Origin of the sequence: Aeromonas sp. sif0611 (genome assembly GCF_019218845.1) — a bacterium.
In the GTDB taxonomy this organism is placed as follows: Bacteria; Pseudomonadota; Gammaproteobacteria; order Enterobacterales; family Aeromonadaceae; genus Aeromonas; species Aeromonas media.
Window position 1 is genome coordinate 765,700 of record NZ_JAHUWU010000001.1, and the last position, 22,092, is coordinate 787,791.

Genomic DNA, 22,092 nt, shown 5'->3' on the forward strand with positions numbered 1-22,092 from the left:
AAGAAAACAAAGAGGCCGACAGCAATGTCGGCCTCTTCTTATTGGCGCTCGCGAGCGCCCCCTTTGTCCCCCCCCCTTCGTCAAGAAAGGTATGCAATCTCCTCCCTCTGGTAGAAAGCGGTCGGCAGAGAGTGCAACCTCCTGCCCGCCTCCTACAACGCCTCGGCGCCGAGCTGCTCCTTGAGGAAGTCGAGCCAGACCCGCAGTCGGATATCCCGCTGGGCATCGGAGTAGAACACCGCATGGATGGGGCGCGAGGCGCCGCTGTTGCTGCGGGCCAGCACCTCCACCAGGGCACCGCTCGCCCTGTCCTCTCCCGTCATGAAGTCCGACAGGCAGACGATCCCCTGACCTCTGAGCGCCAGCTGACGCAGGGTTTCGCCGCTGCTGGCCCGCAAGGTCGGGGTGATGGCGAACCTGTCCCCCTGTTCACTGCTCAGCAGCGGCCAGTGGTTGAGGTGATCGGGGTGCAAAAAGCCGAGCAGCTCGTGGCCGCTCAGCAGATCCGCCGGCTGGCGCGGGGTGCCGCGCGCCTTCAGATAGTCGGGGGAGGCGAGCAACCGCAGCTTGGATCGTCCGAGCGACAGGGCCCGCAGGGAGGAGTCCGTCAGCTCGCCGATGCGAATGGCCATGTCCACCCGCCGCTCCATCAGGTTGATGAAGCCCTCGGAGCTGTGCAGTTGCAGCTCGATCCCCGGATAGCGGCGGCGAAACTCGCCGATGATGGGCACCAGCCGGTGCAGGATGAAAGGGGTGGCGGCGTCGACTCTCAACACCCCTTCGGGTTGTTCCCGGCGCATCAGCAGATGACTCTCCGCCTCGCTCATCTCGGTCAGCACCTTCACCGCCCGCTGATAGAACCAGCTCCCCTCCTCGGTCAGGCTGACCCGACGTGTGGTGCGGTTGAGCAGCACGGTGGCGAGCTTCTCTTCGAGGCGCTTGATGCCGCGGCTCACCACAGAGTTGTCCATCCCGAGGTTCTCCGCCGCCTGGCGAAAGCTGCCCGCCTCCACCACGGCCACGAACAGGGTCAGTTCATCGGAATGGGTCTTCATTGTTGTCATCCTGGCAAGAGTCATGGGGCTTTATAGTCATTATGGCGATGAGTTGGCAAGCGCCATGGCCCGCTCGGGGTCACCTGCGCGCATTAGCCCGCCAGAGGCGTCCGACGCGGGATGGCTATACTGAGTCGGTTCGCGCATCCCATCGGGACAAGCGCTGCGGGCAATGAAGATGGCCTTTGGCAGACAAGTGGTTCGGTACCTGCCTAAGGATCAAGCCAGAGAACAAGGAGTCGGGTGATGAAATACAAGGGAAGCTGCCACTGCGGCAGGGTGGCATTCGAAGTCGAAGGGGAGCTGAGCCAGGTCATGGCCTGCAACTGTTCCATCTGTCAGCGCAAGGGGTCCCTGCTGTGGATCATGCCCCATGACAAGATGAGGTTGCTGACCCCGGACGAGGCGGCCAGCACTTACACCTTCAACAAGCATGTGGTCAAACACAGATTCTGCCCAGTGTGCGGCATGCACCCCTATGGCGAAGGCGTGGATCCCAAGGGCAACCATATCGTCGCCATCAATGTCCGCTGCCTGGAGGGGATAGAGCCCGAGTCGCTGCCGGTGCAGCACTACGATGGTCGGGCGCTGTGACCATAGAAGCCGTCTGACGCTGTCAATCAGGCCGGAGGTGCCTCTCTTCCCTCTGGCCGTCCCTCTCTATCCCCACCGCCCGCTCTCCCCTTCTCCTGCACGGCTCGATGTGATCCGGCGCTAACACCCCAGCCGGAAAAAAAGGCTACAATCGGCGCCCACATAGGGATATTCTGGGCAGGCATCTCATCGTGAGCCCTGCTCTGCTACCACACAAAGGAAGCACAATGTTATTTGAACACCGTCTATTCGCCGCCCATAAAGAGCTGGCAAGCAAGGGTGTGAAGGAGCCCAATTACGACCCGCCGCTATACCGTCTGCTGCGCCGAACTGGCTGGCAGCTGAGGCCGCCCCACTATGAGCGTTTCATGATCAATCTGCTCGCACTGGGGCTACCGACTGGCATCATCTGGGGACTGCTGATGTGGTTTTTGGGCCGGGAACATGAGGTGAGTCTGGAATATGCCCTGCGTCAGGCCACTTTCTTCACCCTCTGTTTCGGTCTGCTGATGGCCATTTTCTTCCAGATCCGTCGGCTACAGCTAAAGCTGACCCCCTGGGGGGCTCTGCCCTGCTCCACGCCACGGACACAGAAACGCTGGCAGCCCAGATAATCACGCGGCCGCCATCACACATCGTTTGAAACAAAAGGAAGCTACCATGACCAAGGCCCATGAGAAACTGAACTATGTGGAGTTTGCGGCAAGGGATCTCGCCGCGACCAAGGCCTTCTTCACCGCCGCCTTTGGCTGGCAATTTGCCGACTACGGCCCCGATTATTGCGCCTTCGAAGGGGAAGGGCTGGATGGCGGCTTCTACCGCGCAGATATGTGCAGTCACAGCCATCAGGGTGGCGCCCTGCTGGTGTTCTACAGCGCCGACATAGAGGCCACCCAGGCCAAGGTGCAGCATCATGGTGGCATCATCAACCGCCCGCTGTTCGACTTCCCCGGCGGCCGCCGCTTCCACTTTGTCGAACCCAGCGGCAACGAATTCGCGGTCTGGTCAGAGCCGGCCAATGCCTGATGGCAAGGGGGCGCTCCGGCGTTCCCTGCTCCTTTACCTCCCTGACTTCCTCACCTCCACCTCGCCCCTGCCCATTCATTGCTGCTTTCCTCTCAATAGTGTTTTGCGACTGCTGCCCTGTTTTCCATGATAGGCGGCGGGCATACTGATTCTCGTCTTAACGAGGAGGTTCAGATGTCATCCCCCGTGATTGTGATTGCCCAGCTTGAGGCCAAGCCTGAATTCACCGCCGAGTGTCGCGCCGCCTTGGGCCCCTTGATAGCGGCTACCCTGCAAGAGCCCGGGTGCTTCTGCTACCAGTTGCACCAGAGCCTGGATAGCCCCCAAGGCTGGATGATCCACGAGGAGTGGGAAAGTGAGGCCGCCCTCAGTGCCCACCAGCAGCAGCCCCATTTTCTCACCTTCATGACCAACACCCAGGGCTGGTTTGCCAGCACCAATGTACGCCGCTATCAACTAGCCTGAATCCAGCTGCGGCCTGCCCCTGCCCACCCTGGATGCGGGATGGGCCGATACAATATTGAGCGTAGAAACAATAAGTTGAGGAATATGATGATGAAGATGCCCAACCTGGGTCTTGGTACCTTTCGCCTGAAGGATCAGCCCCTGCGCGACTCCCTGCTGCAGGGTCTGGATCTCGGCTATCGCCATATCGATACTGCCCAGATCTATGACAACGAGGCCGAAGTGGGCCGCTTGATGAACGAAAGCGGCGTCCCCCGCCAGGATATCTACCTGACCACCAAGGTGTGGATCAGCGAGTTTGGCCCGGGCAAGGTGATCCCGAGCCTTGAAGTGAGCCTGGAAAAGCTGGGCACCGACTATCTGGATCTGGCGCTTATTCACTGGCCCTCCCCCAAGGATGAGGTGCCAATGGCGGTCTATCTGGAGCAGCTGGCCGAGGCCAAGGCCCGGGGCCTGACCCGGGAGATAGGGGTCTCCAACTTCACCGTGGCTCAGCTCCAGCAGGCCATCGAGATCCTGGGGCCGGGCGCCATCGCCCACCAGCAGGTGGAGATCCACCCCCTGCTGCAAAACCGCAAGGTGGTGGCGTTCTGCCAGGAGCACGGCATCGCCATCACCGCCTATATGCCGCTGGCCTATGGCAAGGTGCTCGCCGAGCCGCTCCTGATGGAGCTCGGCAAGCGCCACGGCGTCTCGGCGGCCCAGGTGTCGCTCGCCTGGCTGCTGGCCCAGGGCATGACGGTGATCCCGAGCTCCACCAAACGGGAGAATCTCGCCGCCAACCTGGCTGCGCTGAAGGTGCAACTCAGTCGCGATGAGATGGCCGCCATCGCTACTCTGGAGCGGGGCGAGCGCTGCGCCAACCCGGACTTTGCACCTGCCTGGGATTAATCCATCAGAACATTTAACTGCATCATGATCGCGTGGAAGCGGGAGGCACTATGCCTCCCGCTTTTTTGGTTTGGTGCGTTACCATTGCTGTTCTTCGCCAGATAACATCCTCTCTGTCAACACTAAACTCAGATGTCCGCATGCTAGCAAAGTTGAAAAGGCCACTACCAAAATAAATGGAGTATTTAGAATATTATTCTAGCGCAAGCTAATTTTCGCCTATTTTCTTGTTTTATTTTTCACACTCAAATTCGTCTAATAACTGGAAGAACAGCCTCCATTACTTTAATCATCCCATCTTTTGTAGGCTTAAAATGATGCCAAGTTTCCGACTTTGAAAGTGCATCATCGTATATATCTTGTGTAATAACTAACACACTTGTATCCATCCATGCAAAAATGCTCTCATCAATAAATTCTTTTGATATTAATTTGTAATGATTGTTTTTCTTAACTCCAATATATAACTTATATTTTCTTTCGATGTTTTCAGCCAAACTGTCAAATGATATTATTGAGAAATCACTTCTTTGCTGACCTCTTATGAGTGCAGTTTTTTGCACATTACTTTCGTATTCCTCCCTACGGCCATGCACCAGAACATATTTAAAATTAAACGGATTCCGTCCCATGTGAGCTGGCTCAATAAAGCCTTGCAGCGTATTATTTTTAAAATGATTTCTGTTGGATTCATCTTCAAACCATGCCCTCCAAGTGTTGATTTGTTGCAAAGCAACATTGAAGTCCGTATGAAATATAGTAGAGTTTGCTTTAAAATATTTTGAAGATGGTTTTTCGATTTCAACCAACACTACATTCCAGTTATCAGAGCTTTTTGATAGATATACAAAGTCTGGTTTATAATCACTCGATAAAGGTAACTTCCTAAACACCGTACTGAAATGAATACCATGATTTTGCTCAAACTCCCTTGGAATGAACATTGTGTTCTCTTCAAGATAAGTCTGATATACCTGTTCACTCTCATTTTTGTTTAGCAGATCAATAAACTCTTTCTTTTTATCGTTGATAGCTTGTCCAATGATAAACATAAGAACCCCTACTTATGATTTAGAAAATTTATAGCTTCACTGGTGCCATTATGTATGTGATTATTTCAATATCAATACAAATTAACTGCTACATGATATTCAAGCATTGCTGGATAATCACCGCGAAATGGTTCAGAGCTTTGTCACACAAGATACCTGCATAGGAGATCGCTCACGCACTTTCATCTGTGTTGTCAGGAGCCAGGTAGTAACATCTTGAATTTTTTTGAGTTGGTTAACTTCGTCAACTCCACAGCCTGAACCGTCATTAAAATCTCCGATGGTGGGCCTGCGCGGCAGACATCTTAACTTCGCCCAGAGTAGGCATTCCACCTTACCACTACATCAACATTTCGGCTATTGCTGCAAATAGATCAAAAGTAATTTGATGTCACCGTCATTTTTACCAATAAACGCCCTCGGCATACTGGCGCCATTCTCCCGTCGGGAGCCACTATCCAAGGAGTTGTTATGCCACTGGCGTTGTTTGCCCTCACCCTGAGTGCCTTTGCGATCGGCACCACCGAATTCGTGATCGTGGGGCTGATCCCCACCATAGCCGAGCAGCTCAATGTCTCGCTCCCCTCGGCGGGCCTGCTGGTCAGCCTCTATGCCCTCGGCGTCGCCATCGGCGCGCCGATCTTAACGGCGCTCACCGGCAAGCTGCCGCGCAAGTGGCTGCTGGTGGGCCTGATGGCCCTCTTCACCGCCGGCAACCTGCTGGCCTGGCAGGCACCGGGCTATGAGAGCCTGATCGTCGCCCGCATCCTCACCGGTCTGGCCCACGGGGTCTTCTTCTCGGTAGGCAGCACCATCGCCACCGGCCTGGTGGCCAAGGAGAAGGCGGCGAGTGCCATCGCCATCATGTTCAGCGGCCTCACGGTTGCCCTGGTGACAGGCGTGCCGCTCGGCACCTGGATTGGTCAGGTCTTTGGCTGGCGCGAGACCTTCCTGGTGGTGAGCGCACTCGGGGTCATCGCCATGGCAGGCAGCCTGCTGCTCATCCCGAACGACCTGCCAAAAGGCGCGGCCTCCAGTCTTCGTGAACAGCTCGCCGTGCTGACCCACAAGCCCCTGTTGATGGTCTACGCCAAGACGGCCCTGGGCTACGGCGGCGCCTTCACCGCCTTTACCTTCCTCGCCCCCATCTTGCAGCAGGTGAGCGGTTTTGGTGCCAATGCGGTGAGCCTCATTCTGCTGGTGTACGGGGTCTCGGTGGCCGTCGGCAATATCTGGGGCGGCAAGCTCGCGGACAAGATGGGCCCGTTGCCCGCCTTGAAGCTGATGTTTGGCGGTCTGGCGCTCATCCTGCTGATGCTCACCTTCACCGCGCCCCATCCGGTGCTGGCAGTGCTCACCGTGCTGGTGTGGGGCGCCTTCGCATTCGGCAACGTGCCGGGGCTACAGGTACTGGTGGTGAAACAGGCCGAAATCCACACCCCCAATGCCGTGGATGTGGCCTCCGGCCTCAACATCGCCGCCTTCAACGTCGGCATAGCGCTGGGATCCGTGGTGGGCGGTTTCGTGGTGGAGCACCTCGGATTGATGCACACCCCCTGGATTGGGGCGCTGATCGTGCTGCTGGCCTATGGCCTCACCCACGTCAGCGAGAAGCGCGAGGCCAAATTGGCGCTGGCGGTTTAACTTCCCACAGACGACAAGGCCGACACCCGGTGTCGGCCTTTTTCATTGGCAACATAGCGCGGCTCAAGACTCCTTGAGATCCTCATCCGCAGCCCAGCGCGCCTCCAGCCAGAGCAGATTGACCAGGCCGCACAGCAGCGCGAACCCCAGCCCCAAAATCCAGGTGAAATACCACATATCAACAACTCCTCAATTCCTGTGTCAGTAAAGGCTATGGCCCTGCTGGCGCACCTGCTCGGTACTCATCTTGCCCCGCGCCACCCAATAGACCCAGAGCGTATAGCCGATGTTGATGGGCATCAGCACGGCGACTATGCCCAGCATGATGAAGAGGGTGTGCTCGCTGGAGGTACCGTCCCACAGGGTCAGGCTGCTCGACGGATCCAGGGACGAGGGCAGCACAAACGGGAAGAGCGCGATGGCCACGGTCAGCATCATGGCGGCGCAGGCACCGCCACTGGCGAGGATGGCCAGCCGCCCCCGGCCCAGGGCGCTTGCCAGCGTGCTCAAGAGCGGCAGCAAGAGACCCAGGGCAGGCACAGTCCAGAGCCAGGGGTGCGCCATAAAGTTGCCCAACCAGCCATCCGGGGCCGTCACTACCCGCTTCATCAGGGGCGTCAGGGCGCTGTTGAGATCCCCGATCTCGGCTATCCGGTAACCGCGCATCTGGCTAAGCCAGAAACCACCCAGGGCAAAGAGAATACTCGCCAATGGGCCGAGCCAGCGGCTCTGGCGGGCGCAGCTCTGTGCTATCACCCCCTGGGTCTTGCACTGCAGGAAGCTGCTGCCATGGAGCATCAGCAGAGCCAGCGCCGTGCCCATGCAGGTCAACAGCAGCGGCCAGTTGAAATCGAAGGCGCCGTAGTGGATGCGAAGGGCCGAGTCGAAGCGAAACGGCAAGCCTTGCAGCAAGAAGCCGAGGGTCGCGCCAAACACCAGGGTCGGCAGCAGGGCCCCCATCACCAGGGCCCTGTCCCACCAGCGGCGCCACAGGGGATCCGGCAGCTTGCTGCGATAGTCAAAGCCGACCGGGCGCAGGAAGAGGCCGAACAGCAGGAACATGAAGGGCACATAGAGCGCCGAGAAGGAGGCGGCATAGACCAGGGGCCAGGCGGCGAACAGGGTGCCGGCACCGGCGATGAGCCACACCTGGTTGCCCTCCCACACGGGGCCCACGCTGTTGAGCAGCACGCGCCGCTCCTCATCGGTGTTGGCCACCACGGGGAGCAACATGCCGACCCCGAGATCGAAGCCGTCCATCACCACAAAGCCGATGAGCAGGAAGAGCACCAGCCCCCACCAGATGAGTTTCAGGGTTTCGTAATCCATCAGACGGGACTCCCGTTTTTCAACACTTCACCTTGATAACGACCCGTCTGCAGGCTGGCGGGCCCTTTGCGGATCACGTGACGCAACAAGAACAGCTCCACCACCAGCAGCGTGCTGTAGATAAGGAAGATGGAGATGAGGCTGAACCAGAGTTGCCCAGGTTGCAGCAAGGAGACGGACGCCGACACCGGCAGCACGTCGCTGATGGTCCAGGGCTGGCGGCCGAACTCGGCCACAAACCAACCCGCCTCTATGGCAATCCAGGGCAGCGGAATAGACCAGAACAGCGCCTTGAGCAGACGGGGGGATTGCACCAGCTTGCCCCGGCACAGTTGCAGGAAGGCGGCGGCAAAGAGCCCGAGCAACACCACGCCTATGCCCACCATCAGCCGGAAGCTCCAGAACAGCGGCGCCACCTGAGGAATGGAGTCGTCGACCGCCCGGGCGATGGCCGCCTCGTCCGCCTTGCCTATCTCCTTGGCATGGGGGGTCAGCAGCAGGCCGTAGCCGAGATCGGCGCGGTGACGCTCGAAGGTGGCGCGGGCCTCGGCATTGCTACCGTCTGAGCGCAGCGCCTCCAGGGCGTCATACGCCAGCATGCCGCTGCGAATGCGCGCCTCGTGCTGCGCCTTCAGATCTTTAAGGCCGGTCACCTGCTCATCGAGGGAGCGGGTGGCGATGATGCCCATCAGGTAGGGAATTTTGATGGCCGCGTGAGTAGTCTCGTCATCCTGATCCGGCAGGCCAAACAGGGTGAAAGAGGCAGGGGCGGGTTCGGTCTCCCACTCCGCCTCTATGGCGGCGAGCTTCACCTTCTGCACCTCCCCGGAGCGGTAGCCCGACTCGTCCCCCAGCACGATGACAGAGAGGATGGCGGCCAGGCCAAAGCCCGAGGCGATGGCAAAGGATCGCAGGGCGAAGCGCACCTCCATGCGGCGCAGCAGATACCAGCTGCTCACCCCCATCACGAACAGGGAGGCCGCCACATAGCCCGCCGCCACAGTGTGGACGAACTTAACCTGGGCCACCGGGTTGAAGATCACCGCCGCCACGTCGGTCAGCTCCATGCGCATCGTCATGGGGTTGAACTCGGCACCGACCGGATTCTGCATCCAGCCGTTGGCGATGAGGATCCAGAGTGCGGAGAGGTTGGAGCCGAGCGCCACCAGCGCGGTCACCAGCAGGTGCTGACCCCGGGAGAGCTTGTCCCAGCCGAAGAAGAAGAGGCCCACCAGGGTGGACTCCAGGAAGAAGGCCATCAGTCCCTCTACCGCCAGCGGGGTGCCGAAGATGTCGCCGACGTAGTGGGAGTAATAGGCCCAGTTGGTACCAAACTGGAACTCCAGGGTGATGCCGGTAGTGACCCCCATGACGAAGTTGATACCGAACAGCTTGCCCCAGAAGCGGGTGATGTCCTTGTAGATCACCTTGCCGGTCATCACGTAGGCGGACTCGGCAATCACCAGGATCCAGGACAGTCCCAGGGTGAGGGGCACAAACAGAAAGTGGAACATCGCCGTCGCGCCGAACTGTATTCGGGAGAGGCTGACCACATCATCCAGGCTTATCATGCATGACTCTCTATGTTGCATTTAACAGACAGGTTTTCGCCCGTTAAGTACAACACGTGCCATGACACCTATAACAGATGCAGTTATAGTGAAATCCACCTATAACAGTTTAGGCCACCCCATGTCCCGTTACGGTCAGCTGGCTGCCTTGTTGCAGCAGCAGATAGAGAGCGGCCTCTGGCAGCCGGGGGAGCGCATCCCCTCCATCCGCCAGAGCTGCAAGACCCATCATTTGAGCCCCATGACGGTGCTGCAGGCCTACCAGTTGCTCGAGAGCCTCGGCCTCATCCTGGCCAGGCCCCAGTCCGGTTATTACGTCAAGGCCGCCCCCTCCCCGCTGCCTGCCAGCGCAGCCCAGCAGGCCCACTACAGCGGCTCGGTGGACATCAACGATCTGGTGTTCGAGGTGTTGCAGGCGAGCAAGTCCCGGGAGCTGGTGCCGCTGGGGCTCGCGGTGGCGGATCCCGCCCTCTTCCCCCACCCCCAGCTCGGCCGGGCCCTGGCGAGCTGCATGCGCCGCCTCGATCCCTTCAGCACGGTGGCAGATCTTCCCCCCGGCAACGAGGCGCTGCGCCGCGCCATCGCCCAGCGTTACGCCAACGACGGCCTGGCGGTGGATCCCCAGGAGATCATCATCACCACCGGTGCCATGGAGGCGCTCTCCTTAAGCCTGCAGGTACTGACCGAGCCCGGGGACTGGGTGGTGGTGGAGTCCCCCACCTTCTACGGCGCCCTGCAGGCCATAGAGCGGCTCAAACTCAACGTGGTGGAAATACCCGTGATCCCCGGGGTGGGCATCGATCTCGCCCTGCTCACCGAGGCCCTGGCCCAGCGCCCCATCAAGGCGTGCTGGCTGATGGGCAACGTCCAGCATCCGCTCGGCCACACCATGCCGGATGGCCACAAGCAGGAACTGATGGCGCTACTCAACGCCCATGAGGTGCCCCTGGTGGAAGACGACGTCTACGCCGAGCTCTACTTTGGCCGCGAGCGCCCCAGCCCCATCAAACGCTGGGACGCCCGGGGCGACAGCCTGCTGTGCGGCTCCTGGACCAAGTGCCTGGCGCCGGGCTTTCGGGTCGGCTGGGTGGTGGCCGGATCCCATGCCGAGCGCATCCAGCGGCTGCAACTGATGTCGACGCTGTCCACCAATGTGCCGAGCCAGCTGGCGCTCGCCGACATGCTGCGCCAGGGCGGGGTGGATGCCCACTTTCGCCGCCTGCGCCACACCCTGGCCCAGCGCCAGCAGCAGATGCGGGCGGCCCTGCTGCGCCTCTTCCAGGACGAGGTGCATATCTCGACCCCGGACGGCGGCTACTTCCTCTGGCTGACATTCGACGCGCGCCTCGACAGCCGGGCCCTCTATGCCCAGGCGCTGGGCAACGGTTTCTCGCTGGCCCCCGGTGCCCTGTTCTCGAGCCAGGGCCAGCACAACCACTGCCTGCGCCTCAACAGCGCCCATCCCTGGAGCCCGGCGCTGGAGGCCGCCCTCACCCGGCTGGCGGCCCTGGTCCACCAGCAGCTGGGAGGCTCCTAGCCTATATCGATAGCTGCGCCTGAGGCGGGTTCGGCTTTATTGATAAATTAATTTTTCCTAAGCTGCATCCAATCGCCTCCCTCCTTCGTCTCTTGCTTGAACCTCAATCAAGGAGAGACGATGAAATCCCAACCCCTCTGGCTCGCCCTGCTCTGCTCTGCCCTCAACCAGCCGCTGCAGGCCGCCCCCCTCTCCCCCGATGCCCAGACCGACCCAGTCCATCAGGCCGGTGATGGCGTGATCCGCCTCTACGGTCCCGGTGGCCCGGACACCGCCCTAAAACGGGCGGCCGCAGCCTTCCAGCAGGAGACCGGGATCCCGGTCGAGGTCACCGCCGGCCCCGAACATAGCTGGCGTGACAGGGCCGTCAAGGATGCGGATCTCATCTTCGCCGGGGCCGAGCAATCCATGTCCGCCTACCTGCAGAGCTACCCCTTCCTCGACAGGGAGAGCGCCCACACCTACTACCTGCGCCGCAGCGTCATCGCGGTACAGAAGGGTAACCCGGCGCAGATCACCGGGGTGGAGGATCTGATCAACCGATCCCTCAAGGTGGTGGTGACCGAAGGGCTCGGCAGCTACAACACCTCGGGCACTGGGCTCTGGGAAGATGTGGCCGGGCGCAGGGGCAAGCTGGCCGATGTGCAGAAGCTCAGGCGCAACATCGTCGCCTTCGAGCAGGGCAGCGGCGCCAGCTTCCGGGCCTTCACCCATCAGCAGGCCGATGCCTGGATCACCTGGGTGCACTGGCCCCTGAACCACCAGGACAAGGCCGACTTCGTCGAGATCGAGCCGGAACGCCGCATCTATCGCGGTCTGCTGATCACCAAGGCGCAGGGCGCAGATCCCAGTACCCAGCGCTTTATCGATTTCATCGACAGCCCCCAAGGCGAGCCCTTCTTCGCCCAGGATGGCTGGACCCGTTAACCCTGCCTTCCATAGCCAAAAGACTATCGCCAACAGACCCAAGGAGAACACCATGAACAAGTTCCTCATCACCCTCGCCTGCCTGCCCCTCGCCTCGGCCTGGGCCCTGGACACCCAGCCCCTGAGCGGGGCCGAGCAGTTGCCCATCGCCCGGATGACCGAGAACGGCAAGACCTATCTGGTCGATGCCAAGGGCTTCAGCCTCTACCGCTTCGACAAGGATGCCCAAGGAAAATCAACCTGTTATGCTGAGTGCGCCGAAAAGTGGCCGCCAGCATTGGCCAGCGCGGAGCAGGCCAAGGCGGGCGTCGGCAGCGCGGCAGACGTCGGCATCAGCCTGATCCTGCGCGACGATGGCAACTATCAATGGAGCTACCGTGGCCAACCGCTCTATCGCTGGATCAAGGATGATCAGCCCGGCCAGAGCAGCGGGGACGGCGTGAAGAATGTCTGGCACCGCGTCCAACTATGAGGTCTGAGTGAATATCGACAACCAGCAACTTGCCCACCTGCTCGCCCGCAGCCGGCAGAGGGACAAGCAGGCATTTGAAGCGCTCTACCGGCTGACGGGCCAGCCTCTGTATGCCATGCTCCACGCCCTGCTCAAGGACAAGCAGTGGGCCGCAGACATCCTGCAGGAGGGCTTTTTGAAGATCTGGCACGGTCAGAGCGCCTATCCCGTCGACTACCCCTGGGCCTGGCTCTGCCAGTGCATGCGCCATCTGGCCATCGACGCCCTGAGGGCGAAGAAACGCCACGGGGAGACCCCACTGGATGAGTCCTGGGAGGAGAAGCCCGGCCAGGAGACAGAGGGGCTGGCCCCCTCTTTTTCCCTCGAGCATTGCCTCGGACGGCTCTGTGCCGACAAGCGCAACGCCATAGTGCTCGCTTATCGGCACGGCCTGAGCCACCAGGAGATAGTCAGCCACACCCAGACCCCGCTCGGCACGGTCAAGTCCTGGATCCGGCGCGGACTGGAGGAGCTCAAGCTATGCCTGACTCAATGACCCCTAAACGCTATCGAGACCCCGCCCTGCGCGAGCGGCTCGCCGGCGAGTATGTACTGGGTACCCTGAGCCCGCGGGTGCAGGCCAGGATGAGCCGCCTGATGGCCCGCGATCCTGGCTGGTGGCAGTGGATTGAACAGTGGCAGCAACATCTGGATCCTCTGCTGCGCCAGCCTCAACCCGCCCCGCCCCTGCCCCGCCAGATCTGGCACGGGATAGCACAGGGGATCTCCCCCAAATCCAGGCCCCATCGCCTGTGGTGGCCGCTCGCCATGGCCGCCTCCCTGCTGCTGGGGATATGGCTCCAACCGCTGCTTCCCTGGCACTCCGCGCCCATCCAGCCGGTGCGCTACCTGGCCACGATGTCCTCCGCGGGCGAGGAGGCCCCCTTCGTGCTGGTGGCCTATCAGGGCAAGCGGCCGGGTCAGTCCAGCATCCGCTTGCAACAGAATCTGGCGAACCCGCTGCGCCTGCCCGCCGACGCCATGCTCTGGATGCGCGACAGCGAGTCACAGTTGCTGGTGCCCCTGGCCCCACTCAGAGAGGTCATGGCGGGCCGCCTGATGACCCCCACCGAATGGCAGCAGCTCAAACAGAGCAGCGAACTGCTGGTGATGGCGACGGGGAGCGAACACCCGCTCTATCGTGGCCACTGCATCGAGCTCGGCCCCTGGCCGGCGGAGAGCTAAGCACGATCGCAGCACTTTCACCACGCGCTGCACTTTCAACAACAGCAACAACAAGGCCCCATGATGGGGCCTTGTTTATTCACCGGACGTCGGGCTATCTGGCGTACGTTTCAGACTGCCGGGTAAAGCCAAGGGATTCGTAAAGCGACCTGGCTCTGTCATTGAATGACATCACCTCCAGCCGGATCTGGCTTGCGTCGCGGGCCTTGGCCCAGCAATCGCAATGGGCGATCAGTGCCTTGCCTATGCCACGGGATCTGTGGTGCTCATCCACCACCACAGTCGTGATCCGACAGACGGGCAGCTTGGTAAGAAACGGAATGGCTTCATTGATATCGATTCGGGCAGTCAGAAACCCCGCTACCACCCCCTCCACCACGGCGACACAAAACAGTCGCCCCTCGCTCTGGATGGCGTCCAGCAGAAACGCCCGCTGCCGCGAAGAGGGAGGGCAGAACACCTCGGGAGCCTGCTCGAAGTGGATCTGCCCTATCTGCCGATCCAGCTCGACAATAGCGTCGAGATCCTGCTCGGTTGCCTTGCGTATTTCCAATGGGTGCTCCTTGCATTTGGCTGACGAACTGACCCCAAGGCCTGGGGGAGGGTTCATCATAGGAGGAGTCGGCACCAAGGTGAAGCGCCGAATGTATCCATTCAGGATGGCCAAACGGATGGCAACAAACCACAAGGCCCCGTGACGGGGCCTTGTGAACAATCCTGATGGCAGCACGGGCTCAACCCGGAGCACCCAGCTGGGCCACCTGGCGTTCTATGCTGGCTTTCAGGTTGTCATCGAGTTTCAGGGCCCGGGCCAGCTCGTCGAGATAGCCGCGCTCCATGAAATGATCCACCTCGACGGCGAGCAGGGAGGCGAGATAGACCTCGGTGGCCTGCTCCATGTCGGTGACCTCACGGGCCAGGGCCTGGGGATCCAGAGGGCGAGCCAGCTCGGCGTCAATCCAGCGAGCGGCATCGGATTGGCCCTGCTCGGTCAGGTACTGCTGGATCTTCTGGCGCTCGGCGGCATCGATGTGGCCGTCGGCCCGGGCCGCCGCCACCATGGCGCGCACCAGCAGGCTGGCGCGGGCATCCAGTTCGGCGCCCGCCAGCTCGTTGAGGGGATGGGGCGTGCCGGCCGCTGGCGCACTCTGGTTCTGCTGCCAGTCCTGGTAGAGCTTGTAGGCCAGCCCGCCGAGGGCCGCCGCCCCGCCCACCGCCGCCACCTTGGTGCCGTATTTACGCATCTTCTTGTTGCCAAGCAGCAACGCCATGGCCCCGGCGGCCAGCCCACCCTGGGCCATGCCCTTCATCTGGGCCTTGCGCGTGTCGCCGCCATCGTTGAGCCAGCCCTTGCCAGCTCCCATCAATTGCTCCAGCATCTGTTTCATGGGGCCTCCTCATTTGCATGAGATGCCATGCTGGGCCGCCGCCGCTGAACTCAAGGTGAATGGATGCCACTACCCCGCCTGTTGCTGCTGACCCTGCTGACGCTCACTGCGTTCGCTGCCAATTCGGTACTCTGCCGCCTCGCCCTGTTCGAAGAGCGGATGGATCCGGCCCTGTTTACCCTGCTGCGGCTGACCAGCGGCGCCCTGATGCTGATCCTGCTGTGCCGGGTTCGCCACCAGTCGCCGCGCCAAGGAGACTGGGGGGGTGCCCTCGCGCTCATCGCCTATGGCGCCGCCTTCTCGTTCGCCTATCTCACCCTGACCGCAGGCACCGGTGCCCTGCTGCTGTTTGCCGCCGTCCAGCTCAGCATGCTGGCACCGCCCCTGCTGCGCGGAGAGTCCCTGCCACTGCGCCAGTGGGCTGGCCTGCTGCTCGCCATGGCAGGGCTGGTATTGCTGTTGCTGCCCGGCATCCGGGCGCCGGATCCCCTGGGGGCGGCCCTGATGATAGGCGCCGGCATCGCCTGGGCCTGCTATACCCTGCGGGCCTCACGCTTTGCCGATCCCATCGCCGCCAATGCCGGTCACTTCCTGCGGGCCAGCCTGCCGGCGGCGCTGCTCTACCTGCTGCTTGGCCGGCTTGAGGCCAGCCCGGCGGCCATTGGCTACGCCCTGGCCTCGGGGGCCCTCGCCTCCGGCCTTGGGTATGCGCTCTGGTATCTGGTGCTGCCCCAACTGGGACGCACCCTGGCCGCCAGCGTCCAGCTGCTGGTGCCCCTGCTTGCGGCGCTGGCCGGGATCATCTGGTTGGATGAGTCCTGGTCGCTGCGGTTGTTATTGTCATCTCTGGGCATTCTGGGGGGCTTAGCCCTGGTCATAGCGGGACGCCCCCCACAAGGAGACAAAGCATGATGAAGATGGTCATATTGCTGCTCGCCAGCAGCCTGTCGAGCGGCCTGCTCGCCATAGAGCAGGATCGGGAAACCCATCAAGCCGGGCTGGATCGGGCCTGTTCCGACGCCCAGCAACTGCTGATCGTGCAGGGCCGACAGCAGCGCATCGACGCCTGTATCAAGGAGGGGGGCAAAACGACCCGCTGCCAGCAGGAGTTTGCCAGCTTCGGCCAGCGCGAGGGCAACAAGCGTCCCGATTTTTCCAAGGTGCCCGCCTGCCAGCAGGCCGAGGCCTATCGCAAGAGTTACCGGCAATAAGCCGAGGAGAGAGCATGATCCCACCCCGCGAACTGACCCTGCAATTTCTGGCCGAACCGGCCGACGTCAACTTCGGAGGCAAGGTCCATGGCGGCATGGTGATGAAGTGGATCGATCAGGCCGGCTACGCCTGCGCCGCCGGTTGGTGTGGCGGCTATGCCGTCACCGTCTATGTGGGGGGCATCCGTTTTTTACGCCCCATCCAGATAGGCCAGCTGGTGGAGGTGCACGCCAAGGTGATCCACACCGGCACCACCAGCATGCACCTGGCGGTAGATGTCTACAGTCGCCACCCCACTGACCCTGCGCGCCACAAGACCACCCACTGCATCATCATCTTCGTGGCCATGGACGAGCACGGCAAACCGAGTCCTGTGCCCCAATGGCAGCCGGTGAGCGAGCAGGATCTGCAGTTGCAGCAGTACGCCAGGAAGCTGATGACCCTGCGCGAGGAGCTCGACAAGGAGATGCGCCAGCACATGTGACACCCGTCAAACCCGGGCAGCCGAGGCGTGTCTTCGCCGCCCGGGGCGCTATAATGGCGACCACGCTGCCCCATGAGAAACCAAGATGTCACTGGAAACTGCACCGCCCGAGGTCAAACTCGCGGTGGATCTGATAGAACTGCTGGAAACCAACCAGATTGCCCCGGATCTCGTCCTGGCAGCGCTCGCCATCGTTCGCCAGGACTATGAGCGCAAGCGTGAGGAAGGCCGGGCGCACTGACGCTGTCACCTCGACCCTGTCCCTTCAACCCTTCTCCTACAACCCAGGAGGCACCATGTCAGACCCCGTTCGCTTCGAAACCGGCAACGCCATGCTGCTTGGCGGCCTGCGTCGCCATCACGACTTCCAGCACGGTGACTTCGGTGGCCAGTGGCGTGACTTCAGCGCCCTTGGTCCCCTGCCGGGTCAGCTGGGGGAGCACGCCTACGGCGTCATCTGCGGCGCAACTGCCACGCAATGCGAGTATATGTGTGCGGTGGAGGTCGCCGCCCTGGAGGTGCTCCCCCCCGGGCTTGGTCGGATGCGCATCGCCCCCCAAACCTATGCGGTCTTTCGCCATCTGGGCCATGTCGATGCCTTGCCACACACCTGGCAACAGGCGCTGGACTGGCTGGCACACTCGGACTATGAGTCCGCCCACAAGCCGGACTTTGAGCGCTACGGCGACAAATTTGACCCAAAGAGCGGTTGTGGGGAGGTGGAAGTCTGGCTCGCCGTGGTACCGAGGCAAGCCCTGGCCTGAGGGGCTGAGACGAAAGTGGCCTTCGCAGGGCACGTCTCAACACGGCACTGTTCGGCGCCGCGCTGCCCTGCTCAGCGCGGTACGATTGCCTCCTCCCCCATTACCTCGTCACAGAGCGTGATCAGGGCCTCGCGCAACCGGCTGAGGGGCTCACTGCCCCCTGCCCCCAGGTGCAGGGCCAGCTCCACCGGGCGCACCGACGGCCAGTGTGTCAGTTCAACCTGATCGGGCTGCAGCAAGCGGGTGGGCAACAGGCTCACCCCTATGCCCGCGCTCACCGCCCCCTGCAGGCTGGCGAGGCTGGCACTCACGTAGGCGATGCGCCAGGCAATGCCCCTGGCATCCAGGGCGTCGGTTATCTGGCGCCGGTAGAGGCCTTCACTCGGAAACACCACCAGGGGAACAGGATCCCGCTCCCCCGCGGGCCAGTCGCGGCTGTCGACCCAGGCGAGCGGCTCGCGCCAGCGGGCGATGGGCTCCCCCTGCCCCCGCCCCTGCTTGATCAGCGCCAGATCCAGCTCCCCCGCCTCGAAGGCCTGCCACAGGGCGTGGCTGAGATCGCTTTGCACCTCCAGCCTCACCTCGGGGTATTGCCGGGCGAAGGCCGCCAGCACCGCCGTCATGGCACCGGCGGCGAAATCCTCCGGCACCCCGAGGCGCAGGGGCAGGCTCGCCTCCCCCACCCGATTCTCCGCCTGGGCCAGCAGCCCCAGGATGCGGCGCGCCAGCCCGAGCAGGGTCTCCCCCTGGGCCGTGGTCACCACCTGGCGGCCGGATCGGTCGAGCAGTGGGCAACCTAGCTGCTGCTCGAGGCGGCGCATCTGCTGGCTGATGGTGGACTGGGTCAGATGCATCCGCTCACCGGCTCGGGTGAAGCTGCCGGTCTCGACGATGGCGACAAAGCTCTGCAGCAGGTGGGGATCCAGCAAGGGTCGCTCCATGGGAGGGCTCCATTTATAAAATCACTGAAAGTCATTTTATCATTTAATTTCCAAATGACTTGCGGCCCCGTTAGGCTGCCGTCACTCCTCTCTTTTGCCAGGAAAATCCATGTCACAGCCCCCCCAGTCCGGAACACGCCCCGTCAACGCCCTCAGCACCGTCTCGGCCCCCAGCCATCAGGGGTGGCTGGAACAGACCCTTCAGCTGGCACTGACCCACCGTCAGCAGGGGGGCCGCCCCTTCTCCGCCCTGCTGGTGCGAGACAACCAGCTGGTGGCGAGCGCCGTCAACCGTATGCTGGAAGCGGGGGATCCCACCCGCCACGCCGAGCTCGAGGCGCTGCGCACCGCCAGCCAACATGGGCCGCTCAAGGGCGCCGTGGTCTACGCCAGCGGCCATCCCTGCCCCATGTGTCTGTGCGCCCTGGTGATGAACGGCATCAGTGCCGTCTACTACGCCTTCGACAATGAAGACGCGGCCCCCTTCGGCTTTGACAGCAGCGCGGCCTACGCGGCGCTGCGCCTGCCGCTGAGTCCGCCGCCCCTGCCATTGATCAAGCTGCCAAGCCCCATCCCGGCCGCCGCCCTCTACGGCCCCCAATCCCATGGTTAAGCGCCCGCTTCCCTCCGGCAGCAACGCCCTGCTGGTGTTGGTGGTGCTCATTGGCATCAATCTGCGCCCCTTCCTCACCGCCATCGGCCCCCTGGCGGGGGAGATAGATGCCCAACTGGCGCTCGGGATGGACAGGCTGGCCTGGGTCACCCTGCTGCCGTTGCTGCTGATCGGGGTCGGCGTCCTGCTCACCCCGGCCCTGCTCGACAAGACCGGGCCGCGCCCCCTGCTCGGCACGGCCCTGTTGCTGCTGATGCTGGGCAGCGCCCTGCGCCTCGATCTCGCGAGCAGTACCCTGCTTATCGTCAGCGCCGCCCTGTGCGGCCTGGGGTCGGCCCTGGTGCAGGGGACACTGCCCGGCCTCATCAAGGGGACGTTCGCGGGCAAGGTGCCTCTGGTGATGGGGATCTTCTCCGCCTGCATGATGGGGGGCGGGGCGCTCGGTGCCGTGCTCACCCCCAGGGTCGCCGTGCACCTCGACTGGTCCCGGGCGCTGGCCCTGTGGAGCCTGCCGGTGCTGCTGGCCCTTCTCTGGCTCGGCTGGTGGGTGCGCCTGCCCGCCGCCGCGCCGCACTCCCTCGTATCAGGGGAGCAGCGGCTGATCGCGCTGCCCCGCGCCTGGCTGCTGATCGCCTGCTTTGGCATCATCAACAGCGGCTACGGTATCGTCGTGGCCTGGCTGGCCCCCGCCTACCTGGCGCTGGGGTGGAGCCCCCAGCAGGGGGGCGAACTGGTGGCCTGGCTGGCCCTGGCCCAGACCGTGAGCGGCCTGGGTCTGCCGCTGCTGGCGGCGCGCAAGCTGGACAGGCGCCCCTGGATGGGGCTCGCCATTGTGATGCAGGTGGCGGGCTTTGGCGGCCTCTGGCTCGCCCCAGAAGTCGCCCCCATCCTCTGGTGCCTGCTGTGCGGCGCCGGGCTTGGCGGCAGCTTCTCCCTCATCATGGTGATTGCGCTGGATCACCTGCCAGATCCTAGGCGCGCCGGCAGCCTCAGCGCCCTGATGCAGGGGTTTGGCTTCATGCTGGCAGCCACGGGCCCCTGGGTGGCGGCGCGCCTGCACCACTTGAGCGGCGATTTCGCCAGCGCCTGGCAGTGGCAGTTGGGGGGGCTGGCGCTGATGAGCCTGCTGGTACTGCGTCTGGATCCGCGCCACTACGCCCGCGTGATGCGACAGCCTGCGGCTCCTGTCAGCCAACGGGGCCAGACGGCACAAAGCAATACACCGGCCTAGGGCCGGTGTATTGAGCAAGTTGAAAAGCGAGTGACGGGGCGCCTTAGCGCCCCTTCTTCTGCCGTCCACCCTGGTTGGTGCGCGGTTTGCCCGCAGTGGCCGGCTTGCCCCCCTTGGCCAGGGCCCCCTTGCCAGCGGCGCCTTTAGCAGCGACTCCCTTGCCCACGCCGCCCTTGCCTGCGGGGCTCTTCTTCTCGAAGGCCTCCGGGCCCGGCACATTGGGGCGCCCGCCAATCTCGTGATCGTCGTCGCGGCGCGGCTTCTTGCCCTGAGCCGGTTTGGTGGTTTGCGCCGCCGGGGTCTTGGGTTTCTCCCCCTTGGCCGGTTTCACCTCGGAGGAGGAATCTTCAATGAGCTTGAACAGCTCGATCAGCTCGTCGTCTGTAAGGTCGCGCCACTCCCCCACCGGCAACCCCTTGAGGCTGACGTTCATGATGCGGATGCGCTCGAGCTTGGTTACCTCGAAGCCGAAGTGCTCGCACATGCGGCGGATCTGGCGGTTCAGCCCCTGCACTAGCGTGATACGAAACACGAAGGGGGCTTCTCGTTTCACCTTGCACTTCTTGGTGACGGCGCCGAGGATGGGCACCCCGGCCCCCATGCCCCGGATAAACTCGTCGGTCACCGGCTTGTCCACGGTCACCAGGTACTCTTTCTCGTGATCGTTGCCCGCCCGCAGGATCTTGTTCACCAGATCCCCGTGGTTGGTGAGGAAGATGAGCCCCTGGGAGTCCTTGTCGAGGCGCCCTATGGGGAAGATGCGGGTGCTGTGGTTGACGAAGTCGACGATGTTGTCCTTCTCCCCCGCCTCCGTGGTGGAGACGATGCCCACCGGCTTGTTCAGCACGATGAAGACCAGGCTGTCCGCCTCCCGCGCCTCGATCACCTGACCGTTCACCTTGACCAGATCCCCGGCAAACACCTGATCGCCGATCCCGGCCCGCTTGCCGTTGATGTAGACGTGGCCCTGCTCGATGAAGCGATCGGCCTCGCGACGGGAGCAGATGCCGCTCTCGCTGATGTATTTGTTCAGGCGCATGGATTCATCGGCCAGCATGGGTCACCTGCCAGATAGTGGAGTTCAGAAGAAGTGTCGGCTCAGTCAGCCAGGTCATGGTCGGGTTGGTCTGCATACAGTTCCATCAACAAAAAAGAATCTACAAAAAGAATCAACAAAAAGCGCCTGCAATCAGTCTCTTCAAAAGGGCAAGGCCGCCCTTTCCTCAAAAAAACGCCGCTACAGTAGCATATTGCGCCATCCCTTGCCCCGCCCCGTGCATCGGATCCTGCCATCCGCCCCGAAGAGGGTGCGCCGCCCGGCGGATGCTGCCCCTCAGATAAGGCTCCTCTTGCCCTTTCGCCCCCTTCCTTGCTCCTGCTCCCGCCCTCCTCTCCCCTGCCCAACCTGGAGCGACAAGCCAACGATCGCAGAGAGCGTCGAAGGATACCCATAGAGAGGGATGAACTAAAACTTGCTATTTATTGACTAAAAATGCATAAAAAGATTTTCGCCAGCGCGAATTATCACGTTCGTATCGGCCATGTAGCGGCGTCACCGCCATCATTGTCGGCAATTACCGCCACGAAACAAATTTTTATCCGTATTCACTTTCAACGTCGAATATAAAGCAGGGTGCGGCGCCGACCCTTCTCTGGCAAGAGGCCAATTTCC

At 62.2% G+C, this 22,092-nt stretch carries 27 protein-coding genes; 18 read left to right on the forward strand and 9 right to left on the reverse strand.

Annotated features, from left to right (window positions below):
• Positions 1–152: 152 nt before the first annotated feature.
• The gene (locus KW824_RS03290) at positions 153–1,055 is read right to left on the reverse strand and encodes a LysR substrate-binding domain-containing protein (protein WP_218408895.1); all 903 of its coding nucleotides are present in this window, start codon (positions 1,053–1,055) and stop codon (positions 153–155) included.
• A gap of 246 nt (positions 1,056–1,301) precedes the next feature.
• Between KW824_RS03290 and KW824_RS03295 the strand changes: the two genes are divergently transcribed.
• From KW824_RS03295 to dkgB, 5 genes are all read left to right on the forward strand, one after another.
• The gene (locus KW824_RS03295; RefSeq protein WP_041206103.1) at positions 1,302–1,649 is read left to right on the forward strand and encodes a GFA family protein; all 348 of its coding nucleotides are present in this window, start codon (positions 1,302–1,304) and stop codon (positions 1,647–1,649) included.
• A 227-nt stretch (positions 1,650–1,876) separates the two neighbouring features.
• A complete protein-coding gene (locus KW824_RS03300; protein WP_171269115.1) occupies positions 1,877–2,263 on the forward strand; it encodes a DUF6404 family protein in 387 nt (128 codons plus the stop codon).
• A gap of 46 nt (positions 2,264–2,309) precedes the next feature.
• Entirely contained in the window at positions 2,310–2,675 is a 366-nt protein-coding gene (locus KW824_RS03305) for a VOC family protein (RefSeq protein WP_139750858.1), read from the forward strand.
• Positions 2,676–2,849: 174 nt separating this feature from the next.
• Complete coding sequence (locus KW824_RS03310) at positions 2,850–3,140, forward strand: putative quinol monooxygenase (protein ID WP_218408896.1); 291 nt, start codon at positions 2,850–2,852, stop codon at positions 3,138–3,140.
• Positions 3,141–3,227: 87 nt separating this feature from the next.
• Positions 3,228–4,031, forward strand: coding sequence for a 2,5-didehydrogluconate reductase DkgB (dkgB, locus tag KW824_RS03315; protein ID WP_218408897.1), 804 nt, complete (start codon positions 3,228–3,230; stop codon positions 4,029–4,031).
• A 245-nt stretch (positions 4,032–4,276) separates the two neighbouring features.
• Here dkgB and KW824_RS03320 read toward each other — a convergent pair whose 3' ends face one another.
• Positions 4,277–5,083, reverse strand: a complete 807-nt coding sequence (locus KW824_RS03320) for a Shedu immune nuclease family protein (RefSeq protein ID WP_218408898.1) — start codon at positions 5,081–5,083, stop codon at positions 4,277–4,279.
• A gap of 471 nt (positions 5,084–5,554) precedes the next feature.
• Between KW824_RS03320 and KW824_RS03325 the strand changes: the two genes are divergently transcribed.
• Complete coding sequence (locus KW824_RS03325) at positions 5,555–6,727, forward strand: MFS transporter (protein ID WP_218408899.1); 1,173 nt, start codon at positions 5,555–5,557, stop codon at positions 6,725–6,727.
• Between the two features lie 63 nt (positions 6,728–6,790).
• Here KW824_RS03325 and cydX read toward each other — a convergent pair whose 3' ends face one another.
• Genes cydX through KW824_RS03340 form a run of 3 tightly spaced genes read right to left on the reverse strand, consistent with a single transcriptional unit; the run spans position 6,791 to position 9,627 of the window.
• On the reverse strand, positions 6,791–6,904 hold the full coding sequence (cydX, locus tag KW824_RS03330) for a cytochrome bd-I oxidase subunit CydX (protein WP_005310033.1): 114 nt from the start codon (positions 6,902–6,904) through the stop codon (positions 6,791–6,793).
• Between the two features lie 24 nt (positions 6,905–6,928).
• Positions 6,929–8,056, reverse strand: coding sequence for a cytochrome d ubiquinol oxidase subunit II (gene cydB / locus KW824_RS03335; protein WP_218408900.1), 1,128 nt, complete (start codon positions 8,054–8,056; stop codon positions 6,929–6,931).
• Positions 8,056–9,627 (reverse strand): cytochrome ubiquinol oxidase subunit I, encoded by a 1,572-nt coding sequence (locus KW824_RS03340; RefSeq protein ID WP_218408901.1) that lies wholly within the window; start codon positions 9,625–9,627, stop codon positions 8,056–8,058. Before KW824_RS03340 ends, cydB begins: the two co-directional genes overlap by 1 nt.
• 121 nt (positions 9,628–9,748) lie before the next feature.
• Here KW824_RS03340 and KW824_RS03345 point away from each other — a divergent pair, with 121 nt between their 5' ends.
• From KW824_RS03345 to KW824_RS03365, 5 genes are all read left to right on the forward strand, one after another.
• Positions 9,749–11,164 (forward strand): PLP-dependent aminotransferase family protein, encoded by a 1,416-nt coding sequence (locus KW824_RS03345; RefSeq protein ID WP_218408902.1) that lies wholly within the window; start codon positions 9,749–9,751, stop codon positions 11,162–11,164.
• A 120-nt stretch (positions 11,165–11,284) separates the two neighbouring features.
• Entirely contained in the window at positions 11,285–12,091 is an 807-nt protein-coding gene (locus KW824_RS03350; RefSeq protein WP_218408903.1) for a substrate-binding domain-containing protein, read from the forward strand.
• A 52-nt stretch (positions 12,092–12,143) separates the two neighbouring features.
• Positions 12,144–12,563 (forward strand): hypothetical protein, encoded by a 420-nt coding sequence (locus tag KW824_RS03355; protein WP_218408904.1) that lies wholly within the window; start codon positions 12,144–12,146, stop codon positions 12,561–12,563.
• A 7-nt stretch (positions 12,564–12,570) separates the two neighbouring features.
• Positions 12,571–13,098, forward strand: a complete 528-nt coding sequence (locus KW824_RS03360; protein WP_043130067.1) for an RNA polymerase sigma factor — start codon at positions 12,571–12,573, stop codon at positions 13,096–13,098.
• The gene (locus tag KW824_RS03365) at positions 13,083–13,787 is read left to right on the forward strand and encodes a hypothetical protein (protein ID WP_218408905.1); all 705 of its coding nucleotides are present in this window, start codon (positions 13,083–13,085) and stop codon (positions 13,785–13,787) included. Before KW824_RS03360 ends, KW824_RS03365 begins: the two co-directional genes overlap by 16 nt.
• A 94-nt stretch (positions 13,788–13,881) precedes the next feature.
• On the opposite strand, the gene KW824_RS03370 is transcribed toward KW824_RS03365, so the two are convergent.
• Both KW824_RS03370 and KW824_RS03375 read right to left on the reverse strand, forming a co-directional pair.
• Entirely contained in the window at positions 13,882–14,340 is a 459-nt protein-coding gene (locus KW824_RS03370; RefSeq protein WP_218408906.1) for an N-acetyltransferase, read from the reverse strand.
• Between the two features lie 181 nt (positions 14,341–14,521).
• Positions 14,522–15,175: a tellurite resistance TerB family protein gene (locus tag KW824_RS03375; protein WP_218408907.1), complete on the reverse strand. Its 654-nt coding sequence runs from the start codon at positions 15,173–15,175 to the stop codon at positions 14,522–14,524.
• 63 nt (positions 15,176–15,238) lie between these two features.
• Between KW824_RS03375 and KW824_RS03380 the strand changes: the two genes are divergently transcribed.
• The 5 genes from KW824_RS03380 to KW824_RS03400 all read left to right on the forward strand — a co-directional run bounded on the left by KW824_RS03380 (position 15,239) and on the right by KW824_RS03400 (position 17,635).
• Entirely contained in the window at positions 15,239–16,087 is an 849-nt protein-coding gene (locus tag KW824_RS03380; RefSeq protein ID WP_218408908.1) for a DMT family transporter, read from the forward strand.
• Complete coding sequence (locus KW824_RS03385) at positions 16,087–16,386, forward strand: hypothetical protein (RefSeq protein WP_182310770.1); 300 nt, start codon at positions 16,087–16,089, stop codon at positions 16,384–16,386. The genes KW824_RS03380 and KW824_RS03385 overlap by 1 nt, the downstream gene beginning before the upstream one ends.
• 14 nt (positions 16,387–16,400) lie before the next feature.
• Entirely contained in the window at positions 16,401–16,871 is a 471-nt protein-coding gene (locus KW824_RS03390) for an acyl-CoA thioesterase (protein ID WP_041207030.1), read from the forward strand.
• A gap of 85 nt (positions 16,872–16,956) precedes the next feature.
• On the forward strand, positions 16,957–17,112 hold the full coding sequence (gene rsmS, locus KW824_RS03395; RefSeq protein ID WP_081805738.1) for a pleiotropic regulatory protein RsmS: 156 nt from the start codon (positions 16,957–16,959) through the stop codon (positions 17,110–17,112).
• A 55-nt stretch (positions 17,113–17,167) separates the two neighbouring features.
• On the forward strand, positions 17,168–17,635 hold the full coding sequence (locus tag KW824_RS03400) for a GyrI-like domain-containing protein (RefSeq protein WP_103859193.1): 468 nt from the start codon (positions 17,168–17,170) through the stop codon (positions 17,633–17,635).
• Between the two features lie 71 nt (positions 17,636–17,706).
• Here the strand turns inward: KW824_RS03400 and KW824_RS03405 are convergent, their stop codons facing one another.
• Complete coding sequence (locus KW824_RS03405) at positions 17,707–18,564, reverse strand: LysR family transcriptional regulator (protein WP_218409084.1); 858 nt, start codon at positions 18,562–18,564, stop codon at positions 17,707–17,709.
• Between the two features lie 121 nt (positions 18,565–18,685).
• Between KW824_RS03405 and KW824_RS03410 the strand changes: the two genes are divergently transcribed.
• A complete protein-coding gene (locus tag KW824_RS03410) occupies positions 18,686–19,189 on the forward strand; it encodes a nucleoside deaminase (protein WP_256351236.1) in 504 nt (167 codons plus the stop codon).
• Positions 19,182–20,420 (forward strand): MFS transporter, encoded by a 1,239-nt coding sequence (locus KW824_RS03415; protein ID WP_218408910.1) that lies wholly within the window; start codon positions 19,182–19,184, stop codon positions 20,418–20,420. The genes KW824_RS03410 and KW824_RS03415 overlap by 8 nt, the downstream gene beginning before the upstream one ends.
• A gap of 43 nt (positions 20,421–20,463) precedes the next feature.
• Here KW824_RS03415 and rluF read toward each other — a convergent pair whose 3' ends face one another.
• A complete protein-coding gene (rluF, locus tag KW824_RS03420; RefSeq protein WP_043130079.1) occupies positions 20,464–21,477 on the reverse strand; it encodes a 23S rRNA pseudouridine(2604) synthase RluF in 1,014 nt (337 codons plus the stop codon).
• Positions 21,478–22,092: the final 615 nt, after the last annotated feature.